Source organism: Ensifer sp. Root127 (genome assembly GCF_001425225.1).
In the GTDB taxonomy this organism is placed as follows: Bacteria; Pseudomonadota; Alphaproteobacteria; order Rhizobiales; family Rhizobiaceae; genus Ensifer; species Ensifer canadensis.
Genome location: NZ_LMDX01000044.1, coordinates 79,509 through 95,897, shown reverse-complemented (window position 1 = coordinate 95,897; position 16,389 = coordinate 79,509). Strand labels below are relative to the sequence as shown.

The following is a 16,389-nucleotide window of genomic DNA, read 5'->3' as shown; positions in this document are numbered from 1 at the left end:
TATGACGAATGTCGTGGTGGTCGGATCCCAGTGGGGTGATGAAGGCAAAGGCAAGATTGTAGATTGGCTCTCGGAACGCGCGGATATCGTCGTGCGCTTTCAGGGCGGTCACAACGCCGGCCATACCCTGGTGATCGACGGCGTCAGCTACAAGCTGTCGCTGCTTCCGTCCGGCGTCGTGCGTCCCGGCAAGCTCGCCGTCATCGGCAACGGCGTGGTCATCGACCCGCATGCGCTGATCGCTGAAATCGACAAGCTCGGCAAGCAGGGCGTGACGATCACCCCGGAGAACCTGCGCGTTGCCGACAACGCCACGCTCATTCTTTCGCTGCACCGCGAACTCGACGGCTTCCGCGAAGACGCTGCCTCCAACAGCGGCACCAAGATCGGCACCACCCGCCGCGGCATCGGCCCGGCCTATGAAGACAAGGTCGGCCGTCGTGCGATCCGCGTGATGGACCTTGCCGATCTCGAAACCCTGCCGGCCAAGGTCGATCGCCTGCTGACGCACCACAACGCGCTGCGTCGTGGCCTCGGCGAACCGGAAATCAGCCATGACGCGATCATGCTCGAGCTGTCTTCGGTTGCCGACAAGGTACTGCCGTTCATGGAAACCGTCTGGGTGCTGCTCGACAAGGCGCGGCGCAAGGGCGCCCGCATCCTGTTCGAAGGCGCGCAGGGCACGCTTCTCGACATCGATCATGGCACCTATCCGTTCGTAACCTCGTCCAACACCGTTGCAGGTCAGGCCGCCGCCGGTTCGGGCATGGGCCCGGGCTCGCTCGGCTACATTCTCGGTATCACCAAGGCCTATACGACCCGCGTCGGCGAGGGCCCGTTCCCGACCGAACTGCACGACGAGATCGGCCAGTTCCTCGGCGAGCGCGGCCACGAATTCGGCACCGTTACCGGACGCAAGCGCCGCTGCGGCTGGTTCGATGCTGCGCTCGTGCGCCAGTCGGTCGCTGCCAACGGCATCACCGGCATCGCGCTGACCAAGCTCGACGTGCTCGATGGCCTTGATGAACTGAAGATTTGCGTCGGATATACTCTCGACGGACAGCAGATCGATCATCTTCCGGCAAGCCAGGCGCAGCAAGCTTCGGCAAAGCCAGTCTATATTACACTTGAAGGCTGGAAGGAATCGACTGTCGGCGCACGCAGCTGGGCAGATCTTCCGGCACAGGCGATCAAGTATGTTCGCCAGGTCGAGGAACTCATCGGTGCACCGGTGGCTCTTCTTTCGACCAGCCCGGAGCGGGACGACACAATACTTGTGACGGACCCCTTTGAGGACTAGTGTCGGCGGACTGACATTGCGTCGTGATCGCAAACACATGCCTGAGCGTATGAGAAAGTTCTGATGGCGGATTTTGTTGCAGTTATTCGCAGGACCGTTGACGGCCTGTCGGAAAACACACCGGAAATGCGGGATAAGGTCTACGAGAAGGCGCGCGCCGCCGTGCGTCGCCAGCTCGAGAATATGAATCCGCGTCCGTCGGACGATATGATCAATCGTCAGCTGGCAAAGCTCGAAAACGCGATCGGCGAGGTCGACAGCGAATATGCTGAGGCGCTTCCGGCGGTCGACGAGGTCGAGCCAGAGGCTGAAGTCGTGGATGCGGTCGTGCCCGCTGAGGCGGAACCGGAACCGGGCGAAGTCGTCGAGACGCCTGTCGAGCAGGTCGAGTCCGAGGCGGAAAGCGAGCCGGTGACGGCCGCTGCCGAAGAACCGGCGACAGAAGCCGTTGGCGATGTCGAGCCTGCTGACGCCGACTCGTCCGTCGAGCATGATGAGCAGCTGTATGCCGAGCCCGTGCCCGCCGAAGCAACGGCCGAACACGCCGAAGCCGTCGAAGAGCAGGCCGAGCCGACTTGGCAGCCGCCGGTCGAGGACGAGCAGCCGGTCGAGGCACAGGCGCATGATGAGGAAATCGTCGCACCCGCCCAGCCTGCCGCTGAAGAGGTCTATGACCACGCGCCGGTTGCCCCCGCCATCGAGCCTGAACCCGAATCGGTGCAGGATGCGACCTGGGATGCGCCCGCTGTCGCGCCTGCTCCGGAAACGTCAGCGCGTTCGGAGTGGGAACTGCCGGACTGGGAAGACACGAAGCCCGCTCCTGAGCGTTCCTCACTGGACGCGAAACCGGACAACGTGGTCGACGATGCCGGTGCACCTGAGTTGCTCGGCATGCATCCCGTCGAGGAAAAGCCTGCCGAAATAGAGCCAGCGGCGCCGAAAGCGGATGCCAGCCGTTCCTGGTCGTTCGACGACGACGATCCGTTTGCCTCGATCACCGAGCGCCCGGCTCAAAAGGCCAGCGACGCCGAAATTTCCGATTGGTCGTGGCCGGTCGAAAAGACATCGCCAACGCCGGCCGCAAACTCGGCGGAGACCGCAAGCCAGCAGGAACGCGCCGGCACGGCCTGGGATCACATTGACGATCTTCTGGGTCTTGAAGGCGGCGCGACAACGGCGGCCAGCGCTGCTGCGGGAACTGCGACGGCCAAGGATGCCGATCGCGGCATCGAGATGCCGGCGCGGCCGACTTCGTATCGCACGACGCCAAAGCCTTCGCGCTTCAGCGTCAAGCGCCTGGTGATCGTCGCCGGCCTGCTGCTCGTGCTCGGCGGCGGCGGGTTTGCCTACTGGCAAAACCGGGAAGCGGGCAATGCCTGGATCTCCGGCATGGTCGCTTCGATCACATCCGCTGTTTCCAGTAATGGCGAGACGCCCGCAGAACAGCAGAGCACGCCCCCCGCGCAGACCGGCGAGACCGCGACCCAACAGCCCGGCGGGCATGACGACACGGCTGTTCCGGACAACACGTCGACGAAATTTACCCAGCGCCTGCTTGCCGATGGCTCGGAAACCGATGCCGGCCCGGCCGTCTTGAACGGTGAAAGTGCCGCGCAGGAAGGCAAGTCGGTCGCACCGCAGACCGAAGCCGGAAAACCGCAGGAAGAAGCGGCCGGTACGCCTGGTACCGACGCCGGAACGCCTGGTACAGGTCTGCAACCCGGCGCTCAGCCGGCACAGCCGGATGTTGCGGTTGCCAACGGCGAAAAGATGTTCCTCTACGAAGAGCGGCTCGGCCAATCCTCTCCGACCGCCATTCCAGGAACGGTCGCCTGGTCGGTCAAGGAGGAGTCGCCGGGTGGCGACGCCAAGCCGGAACCGGCAATTCAGGCTCAGATCACTGTGCCGGACCGCGGGCTGACGGCGCTGATGACGATCAAGCGCAATGCGGATCCGTCCCTGCCGGCGAGCCACGTGATCGAGTTCGTGTTCTCGCTGCCGCAGAACTTCGAAGGCGGCGCCATAGACGGTGTGCAGCGCGTTTCGATGAAGCGGACGGAGCAGGATCGTGGCGATGCGCTGATCGCGGTACCCGCCAAGATCACCGACGACTTCCACATGATCGCGCTCAACGACTTCGCCGAAGCGGTCGGCAGCAATACCGAACTGCTGCGCAGCCGCGGCTGGATCGATATCCCGCTGACATACCGCAACGGTCGCCGCGCCTTGCTGACGCTTGAAAAGGGCCAGAGTGGCAACGAAGCCTTCAGCCAGGCGATGCGCGCTTGGGGATCGTCAGGCAATACGGCAGCGACAGGCCAATAGGGCCGGACACGCTGAAGCAGAAACAACAAAAAACCCGGCGAGAACTTCGCTGGGTTTTTTCGTTTCCTGTTATCCCAAGCCTCGGACTTATGCGCCTTCGACGACGCGCAAGGCTTGGGCATTCTCCAACGCCGCCTTGCGGACGGCGTCCTGGACCTTTTCAAAGGCCCTGACTTCGATCTGGCGCACGCGCTCGCGGCTGATATCGAACTCAGTCGACAGGTCTTCGAGCGTCAACGGATCTTCGGTAAGGCGGCGCGCCTCGAAGATGCGGCGTTCACGATCGTTGAGCACCTTCATCGCGTTTGCGAGCAAGGCCTTGCGGCTGTCCAACTCGTCCTGCTCGATCAGGATCTGTTCCTGATTGTCGTGGTCGTCGACGAGCCAATCCTGCCATTGTCCGGATTCGCCTTCGCTCGCCCTGATCGGCGCGTTCAGCGAAGCATCGCCGGACAGGCGACGGTTCATCGAGATGACCTCGTCCTCGCTGACCTTCAGCGTCGTGGCGATTTCCTTGACGTGCTCAGGCTTCAGGTCGCCTTCGTCGAGCGCCTGGATCTTGCCCTTGAGGCGACGCAGGTTGAAGAACAGCCGCTTCTGGTTGGCGGTCGTACCCATCTTGACCAGCGACCAGGAGCGCAGGATGTATTCCTGGATGGCGGCCTTGATCCACCACATGGCATAGGTCGCCAGACGGAAGCCGCGATCGGGCTCGAACTTCTTGACGGCCTGCATCAGGCCGACGTTGCCTTCAGACACGACTTCGCCGATCGGCAGGCCGTAGCCGCGATAACCCATCGCGATCTTGGCGACGAGGCGCAGGTGGCTGGTGACGAGCTTGTGAGCGGCGTTGCGGTCGTCATGCTCCTGATACCGCTTGGCGAGCATGTACTCTTCCTGCGGCTCGAGCATGGGAAATTTGCGGATTTCGTCGAGATAACGATTGAGGCCGCCTTCACCAGCGGCAATGGACGGCAAATTGTTTCGGGCCATGAAGCACCCCCCTTTATAGTCTCCGGCCTCCGGGCGGCAGGCCGGGCATGTGGGTCTTCGTTAAGACCCCACGAGGCTACAAAATAAGTACGGCGAAAGCATGATTCAAGGAGTCCGGTTTCACTAACATGTGACGCCGGAGGCAAGACAGATCACGAATAGAGGCGCAGTTAAGATTGGAATCCTGCGGCCGAAATTCAAGAGGTGGCGCTACGTTGCGCCACGCAGGGCCTCGACCAGGGCCGCCATGTCTTCAGGCATCGGGGCCTCGAAGTGCATGGTCTCGCCGGTCGACGGATGTTCGAACTGCAGCATGAAGGCATGCAGGGCCTGGCGGTGGAATTGGCTGACCACGGACTTTGCCGCTTCCGGCAAGAGGTTGGCCTTGGTGCGGAAGGCCGCGCCATATTCCGGGTCGCCGATCAGCGGATGCCCGATGTGAGCCATGTGCACGCGGATCTGGTGGGTGCGACCGGTTTCGAGGTGGCATTCCACCGTCGATGCCAGGCTGGTGCCGTCGGGCTTTTCCAGATAGCGCTCGACGACCTCGTAATGGGTGATCGCTTCGCGGGCGTCGTCGCTGTCCTCGCGTTTTACGGCGCGCTTGGTGCGGTCTCCCGCCCGGCCGAGAGGGGCGTCGATGGTGCCCTTCAGCTGGCGCGGACGGCCCCAGACGACGGCCCGGTAGGCGCGCTCGAGCGGGCCGGTGCGGCCGTGATCGGCAAACTGGTCCGACAGATGGCGATGGGCGGCGTCGTTCTTGGCGACGACCATGACCCCGCTCGTTTCCTTGTCGAGGCGGTGGACGATACCGGGCCGCTTGACGCCGCCGATGCCCGAGAGGCTGTTGCCGCAATGGTGGATGAGAGCATTGACCAGCGTGCCCGTCCAATTGCCGGCGCCGGGATGAACGACAAGCCCTGCCGGCTTGCACAGGACGATAAGGTGGTCGTCCTCATAGAGCACGTCGAGCGGGATATCCTCGCCCTTCGGCTCCGGATCTTCCGGCTCGGGCAGGTCGATCTCGAAATGGTCGCCCGGCTGGACCTTCTTCTTCGGTTCGGTCACCAGCTTGCCGTTGATCGAAACAGCACCCTGCTCGATCAGGCTCTTGATCCGGTTGCGGGAAAACTCGCCCGAAAGTGCCTCGGTCAGGAAGGAATCGAGCCGCCCTGCGGCGTCCTCGCCCGCCGTCAGGACTTTCCTATTGGCTGCTGCTTGTTTAAAGGGGTCGTTCATTCCGTTTTAATTCCGATAAAAGGCCAATCATGACCGCGACCGCGCCCGATGACCAGGAAGACAAGCCGCTAGACCCGGCGATGGAGAATGTTCGCCGCAAGATGGTGCGGCTGCAACTCGTCTCGGCAGGCGTGATGTTGGTCATGCTTATGGCTGTCCTCGGAACGATTGTCTACAAGCTGACCCGCACGGACGAAAAGGCGCAGGCGCAATCCGCAGCCATCGCCGTTCCGAGCGAGGCGCCGGTCAATGCGGTTGCCGCCCTCCCGGCCGGCTTCACGGTGACCAACGTCGCGCTGTCGGGCTCGCAGGTGCTTTTCTACGGCAATCTGCCCGGCGCCGAGCCGCGCGCCATCGTCTTCGATATCGCCGCCGGCCGCATCGTGGCCGACATCACCGTCAGGACCAACTGACGGTATGAGCTCAAGCGCCTCGCCTCCGATCCGCATCGATGATCCGGCAGATCCGCGGATCGCCGGCCTCGTGTCGATCAAGGAGCGCGACCTGACGGGCCGACAGGGGCGTTTCATCGCTGAAGGCACGGTGGTGCTGCGCATGCTGGCGGCGGCGCATCGCTCCAACAGCGGGCTTGGCGCCGAGGCCATCCTGCTTCTCGAAAGCCGTGTGGCCGGCGTGGAGGCCATTCTGGCGGAATTTCCCGCTGACGTGCCCGTCTATGTGGCGGCGGCACCGGTGTTCGACGCGATTGCCGGCTTCAACATGCACCGTGGCGTGCTGGCACTCGGGCGCCGTGACGGCGTTGCCGGCCGGGACGCGCTGCTCGCCTCACTGCCGGCTACGAGCCTTGTGCTCGCAGCCTGTGGCATCTCCAATCACGACAATATGGGCTCGCTGTTTCGCAATGCGGCGGCCTTCGGCGTCGATGCGGTGCTGATGGATGAGACGAGCTGCGATCCGATGTACCGCAAGGCGATCCGCGTTTCCGTCGGCTCGGTGCTGACTGTGCCGTTTGCGCGCGAAGGGTCGGCGGCGTCGCTGATCGAACGGCTGCAGGCCGAGGGCTTTGCGATCTGGGGGCTGTCGCCGGCCGGCGAAACCGACATCGGCGGAATACCGCCGGCCAGGCGCACTGCCTTGCTCGTCGGAACGGAAGGTGAGGGGCTGCCGCCGGCCATCCTGAAATCCATACGCACCGCGCGCATTCGCCAGCGGCCCGGGCTCGACAGCCTCAATGTCTCGATGGCAGCCGGCATCGCGCTGCATCAGGTCGCCTTGATCAACGACCGGATCTGACGCGCACCGAAAGTGCCTATTCCTTCGGCAGGATTTCCTTTGCCCGCTTTGCCAGGCTCTTGCGGCCGGCCACATCGTTCTTGTCATCACCCGCGAGCAGGCTGAGGATCGGCGAGGCGGCGCCCTCGCGCGTTGCCGTCAGAGCCACCATGCCGGCGGCAATTTCCGCCACTTCCTCGCGCAAGGCATCGTCATGGGCGGTCGTCTTGGAATTGGTCAACCGTTCCGACAGGGCGGCCGCACGGTTCTTGAGTTCATGCGAAAGCGCCGCAGTTTCCAGCGGCGGCACGCCCGGTTGCTCGATGAGCTGCGCAGGGTGCGCGGCAACGCCCTCCGACGGCTCGCTGCCGCTTGCGCGACGGTCCTTGCGCGCTGGGAAGGCGATACCTGCCGCGCGCAACACCTTGGCGGCATCCCGCATGTCCTGGTTCACGTCTTTCACCTTGGTCTTCAGTCGTTCGATTTCATCGGCGCGTCGCTCGAGCGCGCTTTCGCGATCGGCGCCTGCAGCCAGTTCCCGCGAAAGCTTGTCTTCCAGTCGCTGCAGGCGGCTCTCGTCACGGGCAAGACGCAGCTCCATTTCCTTGGCATGCGCGCTTTCCGTCTTCAGATCTGCACGCAGCGCATCGCGCTCGTCGCGGAGCGTCGCGACGCGGCTCTTGAGGTTTTCGGCCTCTGTCTCGCCGGCGGCAAGGTCGAGGCGTAGATTGTCGATGGCGGCGGCCTGTTGCGCCAACTGATTGGTCAGAGTCTTGATCGTTTCCGCCTTGCCGGCGTTGTCGCGCTCGACGGTTTCGAGCGAAACCTTCATGCGCTCCAGTCGCTGCTCGAACTGTCGGATCGCCGAGCGCATGTCGGCGGCTTCGACGTTCATGTCGGCAAGCTGGGAATGCAGATCGGCATTCTCGCCGTTCAGGCGGCGTGCCTCCTGCAGTGTCTTCTCGTTGTTGAGCATCAGCGATACGCCCTTGTCGCGCTCGCGCTTCAGGGCTTGCTGCGTGCGTGCGTTCTCGGCGGCAAAGGTGGCGCGGGCGGCATCTTTCTGGGCGCGCACTTCCTGGGGGCTGAGCGGCATGGTCGCCTTCAGACGATCCTCGGCAAAGCGCACGATGCGGCGGTGAATGGCCGGCGCGACGAGAAGGCCGATGATGATCGCCGTCAGGAAGCCCAGGGCAAAGAGGAGCGAGAATTCAATCACGAGCTGGCCGTTTCAAAGCTGGACCGGAAGCAAACGCCCCGCCCGACCATCATAGTCAGAGCAAGGCGCTTGATGTTACTTTCCTGCACTAAACATGACGTTTCGTGCGCTGCAAGTATTTGACGCGGGATTTCGCCAAAGCGCACCCGCCATCTACAGCGCCGCGCGTCTTGTTAGACGCGCAAAGGTCGCTGTAGCACTTTAAATTGCTGCATGTTTTTTCCTTAAATCGAATAGGATTCAAGGAAACATGCAGTTAGGTCAGAAGGGGTTCCAGGTCGGGTTCTGCGTCATCTTGAGATAGCCGACATTGACCCCGAGCCGGGCGCCGATGCCGGTGCGGATCGGGACGACGACGATGTGTTCGTCGGTGAGCACCGTCATGCCGACGCCGGCCACGACATAGGCCGAACCGGAGACGCCGCCAAACCGCTTGTAGAGGGATGGCACGCTCGGAAGGTTGTAGACCAGCATCATCGTTCGGCTGCCCTGTCCGCCCCAGTCGATGCCGAGTGATGGCCCCTGCCAGAAGACGTTGTGCTGGCCGGCATTCTTGGTGTTGAGTTCGCCTTCCCCGTAGGTCAGGCCAGCGATGAAGGCGCCAGAACCTTCCTGTCCGAGGATATAGCCGTTCGGCAGGCCGTAACGTTCGAAGGCGCGCTCCACCACCTTGGCGAGGCCGCCCGAGGTTTCGCCGAAGAAGCCGTGACCGGCATCGACGATCTCCTGCATCGAATATTGACTATTCGCCTGCTGGGCATGGGCGGCGGATATGGCGCCGGCCATCAGGAACATCGTCGCCAGGATAGCGCGGCTGGCCATCGTGGCTGCCTTCATGATCTGCTGCATCGTTTCCTCCGTCAGGCGCGAAAATCACTCGCTTGCGGGTTTGCTATGGCCGGCATCGCCTGTGACGGCGCGGCCAGCGGGGGTCTGGACCATTTCCCTGCAATTTGAACCGATGGTCTTAACAATCGGTTTACCAAATGTGGTGTCATTATGATCCACTGATGAACGGCTGCGCCGGGCAGCCCATGGCTTGCGTCTTAGCGCCTGAGGCTTTACCGGCTCTGCCCGAGCGCGTGCCTCATGTCCGCATGCCGATGGAACCGAACAAGGAAAGACGATGGCAACGAATCCGAACCTGACATTGACGGGACCCGATCTGGCCGCGCTTCTGTGCAGCCGGGTTTGCCACGACATCATCTCGCCGGTCGGCGCCATCAACAATGGCCTGGAACTTCTGGACGAGGGCGGCGCCGATGCCGACGCCATGGACCTCATCCGCACCAGCGCACTCAACGCGTCGGTCCGCCTGAAGTTCGCTCGCCTCGCCTTCGGCGCCTCCGGCTCGGTCGGCGCGTCGATCGATACCGGCGAAGCGGAAAAGGCGGCCAAGGACTTTGCCGCCGCCGAGAAGAAGACCGAGGTCAACTGGCACGGGCCGCGCGCCATCATCGCCAAGAACCGGGTCAAGCTCCTCCTGAATCTTTTCCTCATCGCCTATGGGGCGATCCCGCGCGGTGGCGTCATCGACATCACGCTCGAAAATCCCGAGCTCGACGCAGTGTTCACGCTGGCCTGCAAGGGCCGGATGATGCGCGTGCCGCCGCGTCTGGTCGAACTTCTGTCCGGCACGCCGGAAGAGGCGGTCGATGCGCATTCGATCCAGCCCTACTACACGGTGCTGCTCGGCGAGGAAGCGGGCATGACGATCGATGTGGTTTCGACCGGCGAAGAGATCATCTTCACGGCGCGTATGAAGCCGGTCGACGCCTAAGTCCGGCGCTGCCTTTGCTGTTTTGATACATGTCCGGCGCGGTGTGGCGATGGCCCCCGCGCCGGACATTTGCGTGGCCACAGTTTGAGCGCCCGCCTTTCCTGGCTTTTGGCCGGTTCACCGAAAAATTAATATTTTCAGCGTGTTAAAAACAGCCGGAGAGCCTGCGTTAAGCAAGCTCCGTAACGAAATCTTTGCCAAATTTGTATAGGGTTGTTTCAGGCGTGCGAGCACGCGTATAGGTAAGTCATGAAGGAGTTGGACATGCGGCGCTTGATGATTGCCGACGGCTCGGATGTCGTCAGGAAAGTTGGGAAACGTATCCTGTCCGGCATGGGCTTCCTTGTCTACGAAGCGCCGAGCGGCCTTGAGGCGCTGGTGCGCTGCGAAGCCGAGCTGCCGAATATTCTCGTGGTCGACGCCGGCCTGGAGGGCGCTCTGGATCTCATCGCCAATATCAGGCGACTGCCGAATGGTGCGTCTGTGCGCATCTATTACTGCGTCGTCGAGGCGGATCTGAAGAAGATGATGGCCGGCAAGCGCGCCGGTGCCGATGATTTCCTGCTGAAGCCGTTCGATCGCAAGATCCTGACGAGCGTCTTTGCCAGCCAGTCGATGGCGGCCTGAACCGCAATAAACGTGTTTCCGGACTGAACAAGCCGCGGCAGTTGCTGCGGCTTTTTGCTGTCTCGTCTTGGCACTTTTTGCATGACACCCGAGATCAAGGCCTTGGCAGGCGCATGTCACCACCTTCGGACCTTTGACACCAGGAAGCACCTGATCACCGAGGGAAGGGGCGACCATAACGAAAAAACCCGCCTCGAAGGGCGGGTTTGTTCAAAAGGCGTCCGTTGGCGTCATGCCTGGATATGCGGGTCCATGCCGCGCCCGGAAGAAAGCTCGAAATCAGGCGGTTTCGGCGTATTCGGCACCATCCGGCTCGCGCAGAACGTAGCCACGGCCCCAGACGGTTTCGATGTAGTTGGCGCCGCCGGCAGCATTGGCAAGCTTCTTGCGCAGCTTGCAGATGAAGACGTCGATGATCTTCAGTTCCGGCTCGTCCATACCGCCGTAGAGGTGGTTGAGGAACATTTCCTTGGTGAGCGTCGTGCCCTTGCGCAGCGAAAGCAGCTCGAGCATCTGGTATTCCTTGCCGGTGAGGTGGACGCGCTGTCCGCCGACTTCCACCGTCTTGGCATCGAGATTGACGATCAGTTCGCCGGTCGAGATGACCGACTGGGCATGACCCTTGGAACGGCGAACGATCGCATGGATGCGCGCCACCAGTTCGTCCTTGTGGAAGGGCTTGGTCATGTAGTCGTCGGCGCCGAAGCCGAGACCGCGAACCTTGTCTTCAATTCCGGCCATGCCGGAGAGAATGAGGATCGGCGTCTTCACCTTGGAAAGACGCAGTGTTCTCAAGACCTCGTAACCGGACATGTCCGGAAGGTTGAGGTCGAGAAGGATGATGTCGTAGTCATAGAGTTTGCCGAGATCGACGCCTTCCTCACCGAGATCGGTGGTGTAAACGTTGAAACTCTCGGACTTGAGCATCAGCTCAATGCTCTGAGCCGTTGCGCTGTCGTCTTCAATTAGTAGAACCCGCATATTCTTCCCCTTTTCCGCCGCCCAAGGTCATCGTGGCCCCCTTACGCGATACGGATCCAGTCGTTGCCTGATTTGGAGGCTGCCATCAAATGGTTAACAAATTCTGATTCACTCTGGCAAGCTGTATCGAGATTGTTAAATATTTTTAGCAGTTCCCTGATTTCAAACGTGAATCCAAAATGGCACTTTTCATGCGAAACATGAGGAAATGCCGCTATCTGACTCTTCTGACTCGTTAATGCCGGGGCCGTCATATTTCGTGCCTCAGTATTTACGGAGCCTTAAATCATCACCCCTATGATTAACGATGCCCGTAAACGAAAGGTTACCAGCGGTAGGCTTTTGTTAATATCGCTGTCGATTTTCGTTTTCTGTCTGTTGGGGCAGGCTCGACGGGCCAAATCAGTAACCGGGGTCTCGTTATCCACGGGAGTATTGCGTATGAAAGCACGTGAGAGCCTTGTCCGCCTGAAGGAATTTCAGGTCAGGGAGAAGCAGCGTCAGCTGAGCCAGCTTCAGATGATGATGGCTGAGTTCGAACGGATGACCAAGGATCTGGAAAATCAGATTGTTTTCGAGGAAAAGAAGTCGGGCATTTCCGATCCCTCGCATTTTGCCTATCCCACTTTCGCCAAGGCTGCTCGTCAAAGAGCCGACAATCTTCAGGTCTCCATTCGTGAACTGAAGGCGCAGCAGGATGCGGCCGAACTTGCACTTGAAGAAGTGCAGGCCGAATTTGCGAAGGCGGCGGCGCTCGAGGAACGGGATACGACGACGCGTCTCAGGGCGTAAGCTCCTTAGCCGTTTCGAGGCAGATGATTTTCATTCTTTGTCGGGCGATGCCGATGGCATGGCCCGATCCGGCACGATTGTCACAAGAACGAAAAACCCGCGCGACAGGCATCTGTCGGGCGGGTTTTCCCATTTCGGAACTTTGGTGGTTTGCCGCCTCAGGCCTGGATCACGTCCTGCCAATCGGGATGGCGCAGCGCCTGCGCGCGCATGAACGGGCAGAGCGGAATGATCTTCCAGCCGCCCTTGCGCGCTTCGTCGATTGCATGTTTTGCCAGCGCCTGGCCGACGCCCTTGCCGCGCAACTCGTCGGGAACGAGCGTGTGATCGACGATGATCAGTTTCGGCGATGAGCGGGAATAGGTCATCTCGCCGGTATAGCCTTCGACGGTTGTCGAGTAGCGGCCGTGCGAACCGATTTCTTCGTGGGCGATATCCATCTCAGCATCCCTTCACATTCAACGTTTGCGTGTTGCTGAAGATGCTATCGCATGACTGCAGCATTCGAAACCGGTTTGGCGAACGCGAAGGGGAAACGCACTGTCGCCGAAATGTTGCCTATTGAAAGACGGGGCGGAGCGGGCGACGGAAAACGAAGACGGCGGCCACCGGAAATTCCGGAGCCGCCGTTCGACCTATGGCCCTGTTGGGGGCTTTTAGTGGCGATATTGCTGGATGCGTGTGGTGCGCAGGCCGGCCAGACCGTGATCGTTGATGGAGGACTGCCAGGAAAGGAATTCCTCGACAGTGAGGGTATAGCGTTCGCACGCTTCCTCAAGGCTCAAAAGGCCACCGCGGACAGCGGCAACCACCTCAGCCTTCCTGCGAATAACCCAGCGCCGGGTATTCGCCGGCGGCAGATCCGCAATCGTCAGAGGACTGCCATCGGGGCCGATGACATATTTTACACGTGGTCGCATCATTTCGGTCATGGGACTCTCTACACAAACTCAAGACCATATGTTGCTGACCTTAGCCCGCCACATTTAACATTTGCCTAAGCGGTCGGTAACAATTTGCTCATAATTTTAAATACTTCCGCACACTCCCTCGATCACTTCCGCAACGTCCCGCCGGCGATCGCGACGCCTGTCGCGCTCGACAAGAGCCGCCTTAATGCCCGGAAAGCTTTGGATTATCGCGGATTTTACATGGGAGCCATGCAATTACCACATTTCACTTTAACTAAAATTCTTGGTAACGAGGCGCCGAAATAAAGGATGAGCGACGTTTGTGCGCTCCCGAATCATTCTTGGTGCATCGTCATATTTTCACAACCGGTCGCGTTGCTTTCGCGGGCATGCCGGAGAGGGTGGCTGTATTCTGGCTGCCGGGTGAAGTTCATGCACCGGATGATTTTCGGGGCTGTTTGTATTCTCTCGACCAGGTGCGTTGGCACCGGTGATGTGGTGATCAGAGATGAAGGAATCGAATGAACCAGCCTTGCTGCGCGAGGCTGAGACGGCGGACATGATTTCCGAAATCGATACGGCTGCCGTCCGCACGGAATACGAACTTCTGCACCTGATGCGGCGGTTGATCGCGCGCTATGGCTTCGGCCATTTCATGATCGCGCGCCTGCCGCTGGCCGAACAGCAGCGCTTTTCCGAGCGCCTGGTGCTCAGCAACTGGCCGTCGGAGCTGGTGCGCCAGTACGACGCCTGCGAGATCTTTCAGTCGAGCGTACTGGTCGAGCGCCTGCGTGGCACCAAGCTGCCGGTAACCGGCGGCGCCGAGCTGCTCGATGCCGCCGGCAAGCCGACCGACGAGGCGATGGTGCACCGGCTGCTGGCGCATCCGGAGATGGGGCGCCATTTCGCCGTCCAGTTGCATACGAGCAGCGGCGATCCCTTCGTCGCCATGCTGTCCGGGCGACGGGAACCGCCTGTCGGCGTCGAGCAGGCTACGCTCTATCTTTCCCTCGTGCAGCTGTTCGAATGCCTTGAGCGTACCTTCGACACCGGCAGTTCGGCGCGCGAAAAGCTGTCGAGCCGCGAGATCGAGTGTCTGCGCTGGGCGGCAGCCGGCAAGAGCAGCGACGAGATCGCCATCATCCTCGGCATCTCCACCTATACGGTCAGCAGCTACTTCAAGAGCGCGACCCGCAAGCTCGACGCCGTCAACCGCATGCAGGCGATCGCCCGCGCCATGAGGCTGAAACTGATCTGAGACGGACCGCCCTGACCGGCCTGGCGCCATAGCACCGCCCTTGCCGCCGGGCGGACAAGTTTCTATATGTCGGCGACTGGAGCCTCCCGCTTTTCAAGAAAGCGGAGAAGATACTCTGGACATTGTCGTGCTACAGCGATCTTGGCGCGTCTGAATAAGACGCGCGGCGCTGTAGAAGCCGAACGCGTGCCGCGTGCTATCGCGCAGGCATTGCATCGCATGAAGCGTGAAACAGGGGCGAGCGTTGTCGCTGCCACCCGAAGGCCGGATTGGATCCCGTGAATAGTCTCAATTTTGACCGCAAGCCCGAAGATACGCGTGTCGTTGTCGCCATGTCCGGCGGCGTCGATAGTTCCGTCGTCGCGGGCCTGCTCAAACGCGAGGGTTACGACGTTCTCGGCATCACGCTGCAGCTCTACGACCACGGTGCCGCCGTCCACCGTGCCGGCTCCTGCTGTGCCGGCCAGGACATCGACGACGCGCGACGCGTCTGCGAAACGCTCGGCATCCCGCATTACGTGCTCGATTACGAAGCGCGCTTCCGCGAAACGGTGATCAACCCGTTTGCCGAAAGCTATGTCGCCGGCGAAACGCCGATCCCCTGCGTTGCCTGTAACCAGACGGTGAAGTTTGCCGATCTCCTGGCGACGGCCAAGGAGCTCGGTGCCGATGCGCTGGCGACCGGCCACTACATCCGCTCGCGGCCGAGCCCGAACCCGCGCTATGCCGGCCAGCGGGCGCTCTATCGCCCGACTGACGCCGATCGCGACCAGAGCTACTTCCTCTTTGCCACCACGCAGGAGCAGATCGACTATCTGCGCTTCCCGCTCGGCCACCTGTCCAAGGCCGAGACGCGGGCGTTGGCGGAAGAGATGGGCCTTGTCGTCGCCCAGAAGGCCGACAGCCAGGACATCTGTTTCGTGCCGCAGGGCAAGTACAGCGACATCGTTTCCAAGCTGAAGCCGAATGCAGCGCTTGCCGGCGAGATCGTGCATCTCGATGGCCGCATACTCGGCACCCATGACGGCATTTTGCACTACACGATCGGCCAGCGCCGCGGCATCGGCATTGCCACCGGCGAGCCGCTCTATGTCGTCTATCTCGACGCCCGCTCGCGCCGCGTCATCGTCGGCCCCAAGGAAGCGCTGGAAACGCGCCGGGTCTACCTGCGCGACGTCAACTGGCTGGGCGACGAAGATCTCGAAGACGTGGCAGCCGATGGCTTCGACTGTTTCGCCAAGGTCCGCTCCACCCGCCAGCCGGCACCCGCCATTCTGAAGCGCGACGCCGAGGGTCTCTATGTCGAGCTTGCCGAGGGCGAAGCCGGCATCGCGCCGGGCCAGGCCTGCGCGCTCTATTCCGGCGTCGGTGAAGACGCCCGCGTCTACGGCGGCGGCTTCATCCGCAAATCCGAGCGGGAAGCCGGTGCCGAAGCCGCGTTGAAGGTGCTTCTGGCAGCGCCTGCGGCTGCCTGAGGCAGTCATTTCCGATCGCGCGGGAAAACTTCACATTTTCCCCGCGACTTGGCTTGACACTTGGCTGAACCGGGCCTTATAAGCCGCCCGTCCAGTCAAGACGGCTTCACCTTCGAAGCCCTGACGCGGTACCCGGCGGAGTAGCTCAGTAGGTTAGAGCAGAGGAATCATAATCCTTGTGTCGGGGGTTCGAATCCCTCCTCCGCTACCAAAACTACAAATTTCTTAACTTTATTTGATGATTCGATTGTTTCGG

At 61.4% G+C, this 16,389-nt stretch carries 16 protein-coding genes and 1 tRNA gene; 10 read left to right on the top strand and 7 right to left on the bottom strand.

The window, feature by feature from the left end; translation table 11 throughout:
- Position 1: 1 nt before the first annotated feature.
- Both ASD03_RS30160 and ASD03_RS30155 read left to right on the top strand, forming a co-directional pair.
- Positions 2-1,300: an adenylosuccinate synthase gene (locus ASD03_RS30160; RefSeq protein WP_057206594.1), complete on the top strand. Its 1,299-nt coding sequence runs from the start codon at positions 2-4 to the stop codon at positions 1,298-1,300.
- Positions 1,301-1,363: 63 nt separating this feature from the next.
- The gene (locus ASD03_RS30155) at positions 1,364-3,625 is read left to right on the top strand and encodes a hypothetical protein (RefSeq protein ID WP_057217914.1); all 2,262 of its coding nucleotides are present in this window, start codon (positions 1,364-1,366) and stop codon (positions 3,623-3,625) included.
- An 87-nt stretch (positions 3,626-3,712) separates the two neighbouring features.
- On the opposite strand, the gene rpoH is transcribed toward ASD03_RS30155, so the two are convergent.
- Both rpoH and ASD03_RS30145 read right to left on the bottom strand, forming a co-directional pair.
- Positions 3,713-4,618 carry an RNA polymerase sigma factor RpoH gene (rpoH, locus tag ASD03_RS30150; RefSeq protein WP_057217912.1) on the bottom strand — a complete coding sequence of 302 codons (906 nt, stop codon included), beginning with the start codon at positions 4,616-4,618 and terminating at the stop codon, positions 3,713-3,715.
- A gap of 210 nt (positions 4,619-4,828) precedes the next feature.
- Positions 4,829-5,857, bottom strand: a complete 1,029-nt coding sequence (locus ASD03_RS30145) for an RluA family pseudouridine synthase (protein ID WP_025424713.1) — start codon at positions 5,855-5,857, stop codon at positions 4,829-4,831.
- 29 nt (positions 5,858-5,886) lie between these two features.
- Between ASD03_RS30145 and ASD03_RS30140 the strand changes: the two genes are divergently transcribed.
- Both ASD03_RS30140 and ASD03_RS30135 read left to right on the top strand, forming a co-directional pair.
- Positions 5,887-6,270 (top strand): hypothetical protein, encoded by a 384-nt coding sequence (locus tag ASD03_RS30140; RefSeq protein WP_025424712.1) that lies wholly within the window; start codon positions 5,887-5,889, stop codon positions 6,268-6,270.
- Between the two features lie 4 nt (positions 6,271-6,274).
- A complete protein-coding gene (locus tag ASD03_RS30135; RefSeq protein WP_057217911.1) occupies positions 6,275-7,111 on the top strand; it encodes an RNA methyltransferase in 837 nt (278 codons plus the stop codon).
- 16 nt (positions 7,112-7,127) lie between these two features.
- Here the strand turns inward: ASD03_RS30135 and ASD03_RS30130 are convergent, their stop codons facing one another.
- On the bottom strand, positions 7,128-8,309 hold the full coding sequence (locus ASD03_RS30130; RefSeq protein ID WP_057217910.1) for a hypothetical protein: 1,182 nt from the start codon (positions 8,307-8,309) through the stop codon (positions 7,128-7,130).
- 261 nt (positions 8,310-8,570) lie between these two features.
- Entirely contained in the window at positions 8,571-9,158 is a 588-nt protein-coding gene (locus tag ASD03_RS30125) for an EipA family protein (RefSeq protein WP_025424709.1), read from the bottom strand.
- 277 nt (positions 9,159-9,435) lie between these two features.
- On the opposite strand from ASD03_RS30125, the gene ASD03_RS30120 reads away from it, so the two are divergent.
- On the top strand, positions 9,436-10,089 hold the full coding sequence (locus ASD03_RS30120) for a histidine phosphotransferase family protein (RefSeq protein ID WP_057206585.1): 654 nt from the start codon (positions 9,436-9,438) through the stop codon (positions 10,087-10,089).
- A gap of 264 nt (positions 10,090-10,353) precedes the next feature.
- The gene (locus tag ASD03_RS30115; RefSeq protein WP_025424707.1) at positions 10,354-10,716 is read left to right on the top strand and encodes a response regulator; all 363 of its coding nucleotides are present in this window, start codon (positions 10,354-10,356) and stop codon (positions 10,714-10,716) included.
- A 279-nt stretch (positions 10,717-10,995) separates the two neighbouring features.
- Here ASD03_RS30115 and ctrA read toward each other — a convergent pair whose 3' ends face one another.
- Entirely contained in the window at positions 10,996-11,697 is a 702-nt protein-coding gene (gene ctrA / locus ASD03_RS30110) for a cell cycle two-component system response regulator CtrA (protein ID WP_025424706.1), read from the bottom strand.
- A gap of 441 nt (positions 11,698-12,138) precedes the next feature.
- On the opposite strand from ctrA, the gene ASD03_RS30105 reads away from it, so the two are divergent.
- Positions 12,139-12,489 carry a hypothetical protein gene (locus ASD03_RS30105; protein WP_025424705.1) on the top strand — a complete coding sequence of 117 codons (351 nt, stop codon included), beginning with the start codon at positions 12,139-12,141 and terminating at the stop codon, positions 12,487-12,489.
- 158 nt (positions 12,490-12,647) lie between these two features.
- Here ASD03_RS30105 and ASD03_RS30100 read toward each other — a convergent pair whose 3' ends face one another.
- The gene (locus tag ASD03_RS30100; RefSeq protein ID WP_025424704.1) at positions 12,648-12,929 is read right to left on the bottom strand and encodes a GNAT family N-acetyltransferase; all 282 of its coding nucleotides are present in this window, start codon (positions 12,927-12,929) and stop codon (positions 12,648-12,650) included.
- A 216-nt stretch (positions 12,930-13,145) separates the two neighbouring features.
- Positions 13,146-13,421 carry a DUF1153 domain-containing protein gene (locus ASD03_RS30095; protein ID WP_003527546.1) on the bottom strand — a complete coding sequence of 92 codons (276 nt, stop codon included), beginning with the start codon at positions 13,419-13,421 and terminating at the stop codon, positions 13,146-13,148.
- 487 nt (positions 13,422-13,908) lie between these two features.
- Between ASD03_RS30095 and ASD03_RS30090 the strand changes: the two genes are divergently transcribed.
- The 3 genes from ASD03_RS30090 (at position 13,909) to ASD03_RS30080 (ending at position 16,344) form a co-directional block, all read left to right on the top strand.
- Complete coding sequence (locus ASD03_RS30090; protein ID WP_057217909.1) at positions 13,909-14,658, top strand: LuxR family transcriptional regulator; 750 nt, start codon at positions 13,909-13,911, stop codon at positions 14,656-14,658.
- A 278-nt stretch (positions 14,659-14,936) separates the two neighbouring features.
- Complete coding sequence (gene mnmA, locus ASD03_RS30085) at positions 14,937-16,133, top strand: tRNA 2-thiouridine(34) synthase MnmA (RefSeq protein ID WP_057217975.1); 1,197 nt, start codon at positions 14,937-14,939, stop codon at positions 16,131-16,133.
- Positions 16,134-16,267: 134 nt separating this feature from the next.
- Positions 16,268-16,344, top strand: a tRNA-Met gene (locus tag ASD03_RS30080).
- Positions 16,345-16,389 lie beyond the last annotated feature (45 nt).

Excerpts from the sequence above, each read along its gene's own strand:
- ASD03_RS30125 (WP_025424709.1), bottom strand. The coding sequence starts at position 9,158 with ATGCAGCAGATCATGAAGGCAGCCACGATGGCCAGCCGCGCTATCCTG.
- ASD03_RS30155 (WP_057217914.1), top strand. The coding sequence starts at position 1,364 with ATGGCGGATTTTGTTGCAGTTATTCGCAGGACCGTTGACGGCCTGTCG.
- ASD03_RS30095 (WP_003527546.1), bottom strand. The coding sequence starts at position 13,421 with ATGACCGAAATGATGCGACCACGTGTAAAATATGTCATCGGCCCCGAT.
- ASD03_RS30100 (WP_025424704.1), bottom strand. The coding sequence starts at position 12,929 with ATGGATATCGCCCACGAAGAAATCGGTTCGCACGGCCGCTACTCGACA.
- ASD03_RS30135 (WP_057217911.1), top strand. The coding sequence starts at position 6,275 with ATGAGCTCAAGCGCCTCGCCTCCGATCCGCATCGATGATCCGGCAGAT.
- rpoH (WP_057217912.1), bottom strand. The coding sequence starts at position 4,618 with ATGGCCCGAAACAATTTGCCGTCCATTGCCGCTGGTGAAGGCGGCCTC.
- ASD03_RS30120 (WP_057206585.1), top strand. The coding sequence starts at position 9,436 with ATGGCAACGAATCCGAACCTGACATTGACGGGACCCGATCTGGCCGCG.
- ASD03_RS30105 (WP_025424705.1), top strand. The coding sequence starts at position 12,139 with ATGAAAGCACGTGAGAGCCTTGTCCGCCTGAAGGAATTTCAGGTCAGG.
- ASD03_RS30145 (WP_025424713.1), bottom strand. The coding sequence starts at position 5,857 with ATGAACGACCCCTTTAAACAAGCAGCAGCCAATAGGAAAGTCCTGACG.
- ASD03_RS30140 (WP_025424712.1), top strand. The coding sequence starts at position 5,887 with ATGACCGCGACCGCGCCCGATGACCAGGAAGACAAGCCGCTAGACCCG.
- ASD03_RS30090 (WP_057217909.1), top strand. The coding sequence starts at position 13,909 with ATGAAGGAATCGAATGAACCAGCCTTGCTGCGCGAGGCTGAGACGGCG.
- ASD03_RS30115 (WP_025424707.1), top strand. The coding sequence starts at position 10,354 with ATGCGGCGCTTGATGATTGCCGACGGCTCGGATGTCGTCAGGAAAGTT.
- ctrA (WP_025424706.1), bottom strand. The coding sequence starts at position 11,697 with ATGCGGGTTCTACTAATTGAAGACGACAGCGCAACGGCTCAGAGCATT.
- ASD03_RS30160 (WP_057206594.1), top strand. The coding sequence starts at position 2 with ATGACGAATGTCGTGGTGGTCGGATCCCAGTGGGGTGATGAAGGCAAA.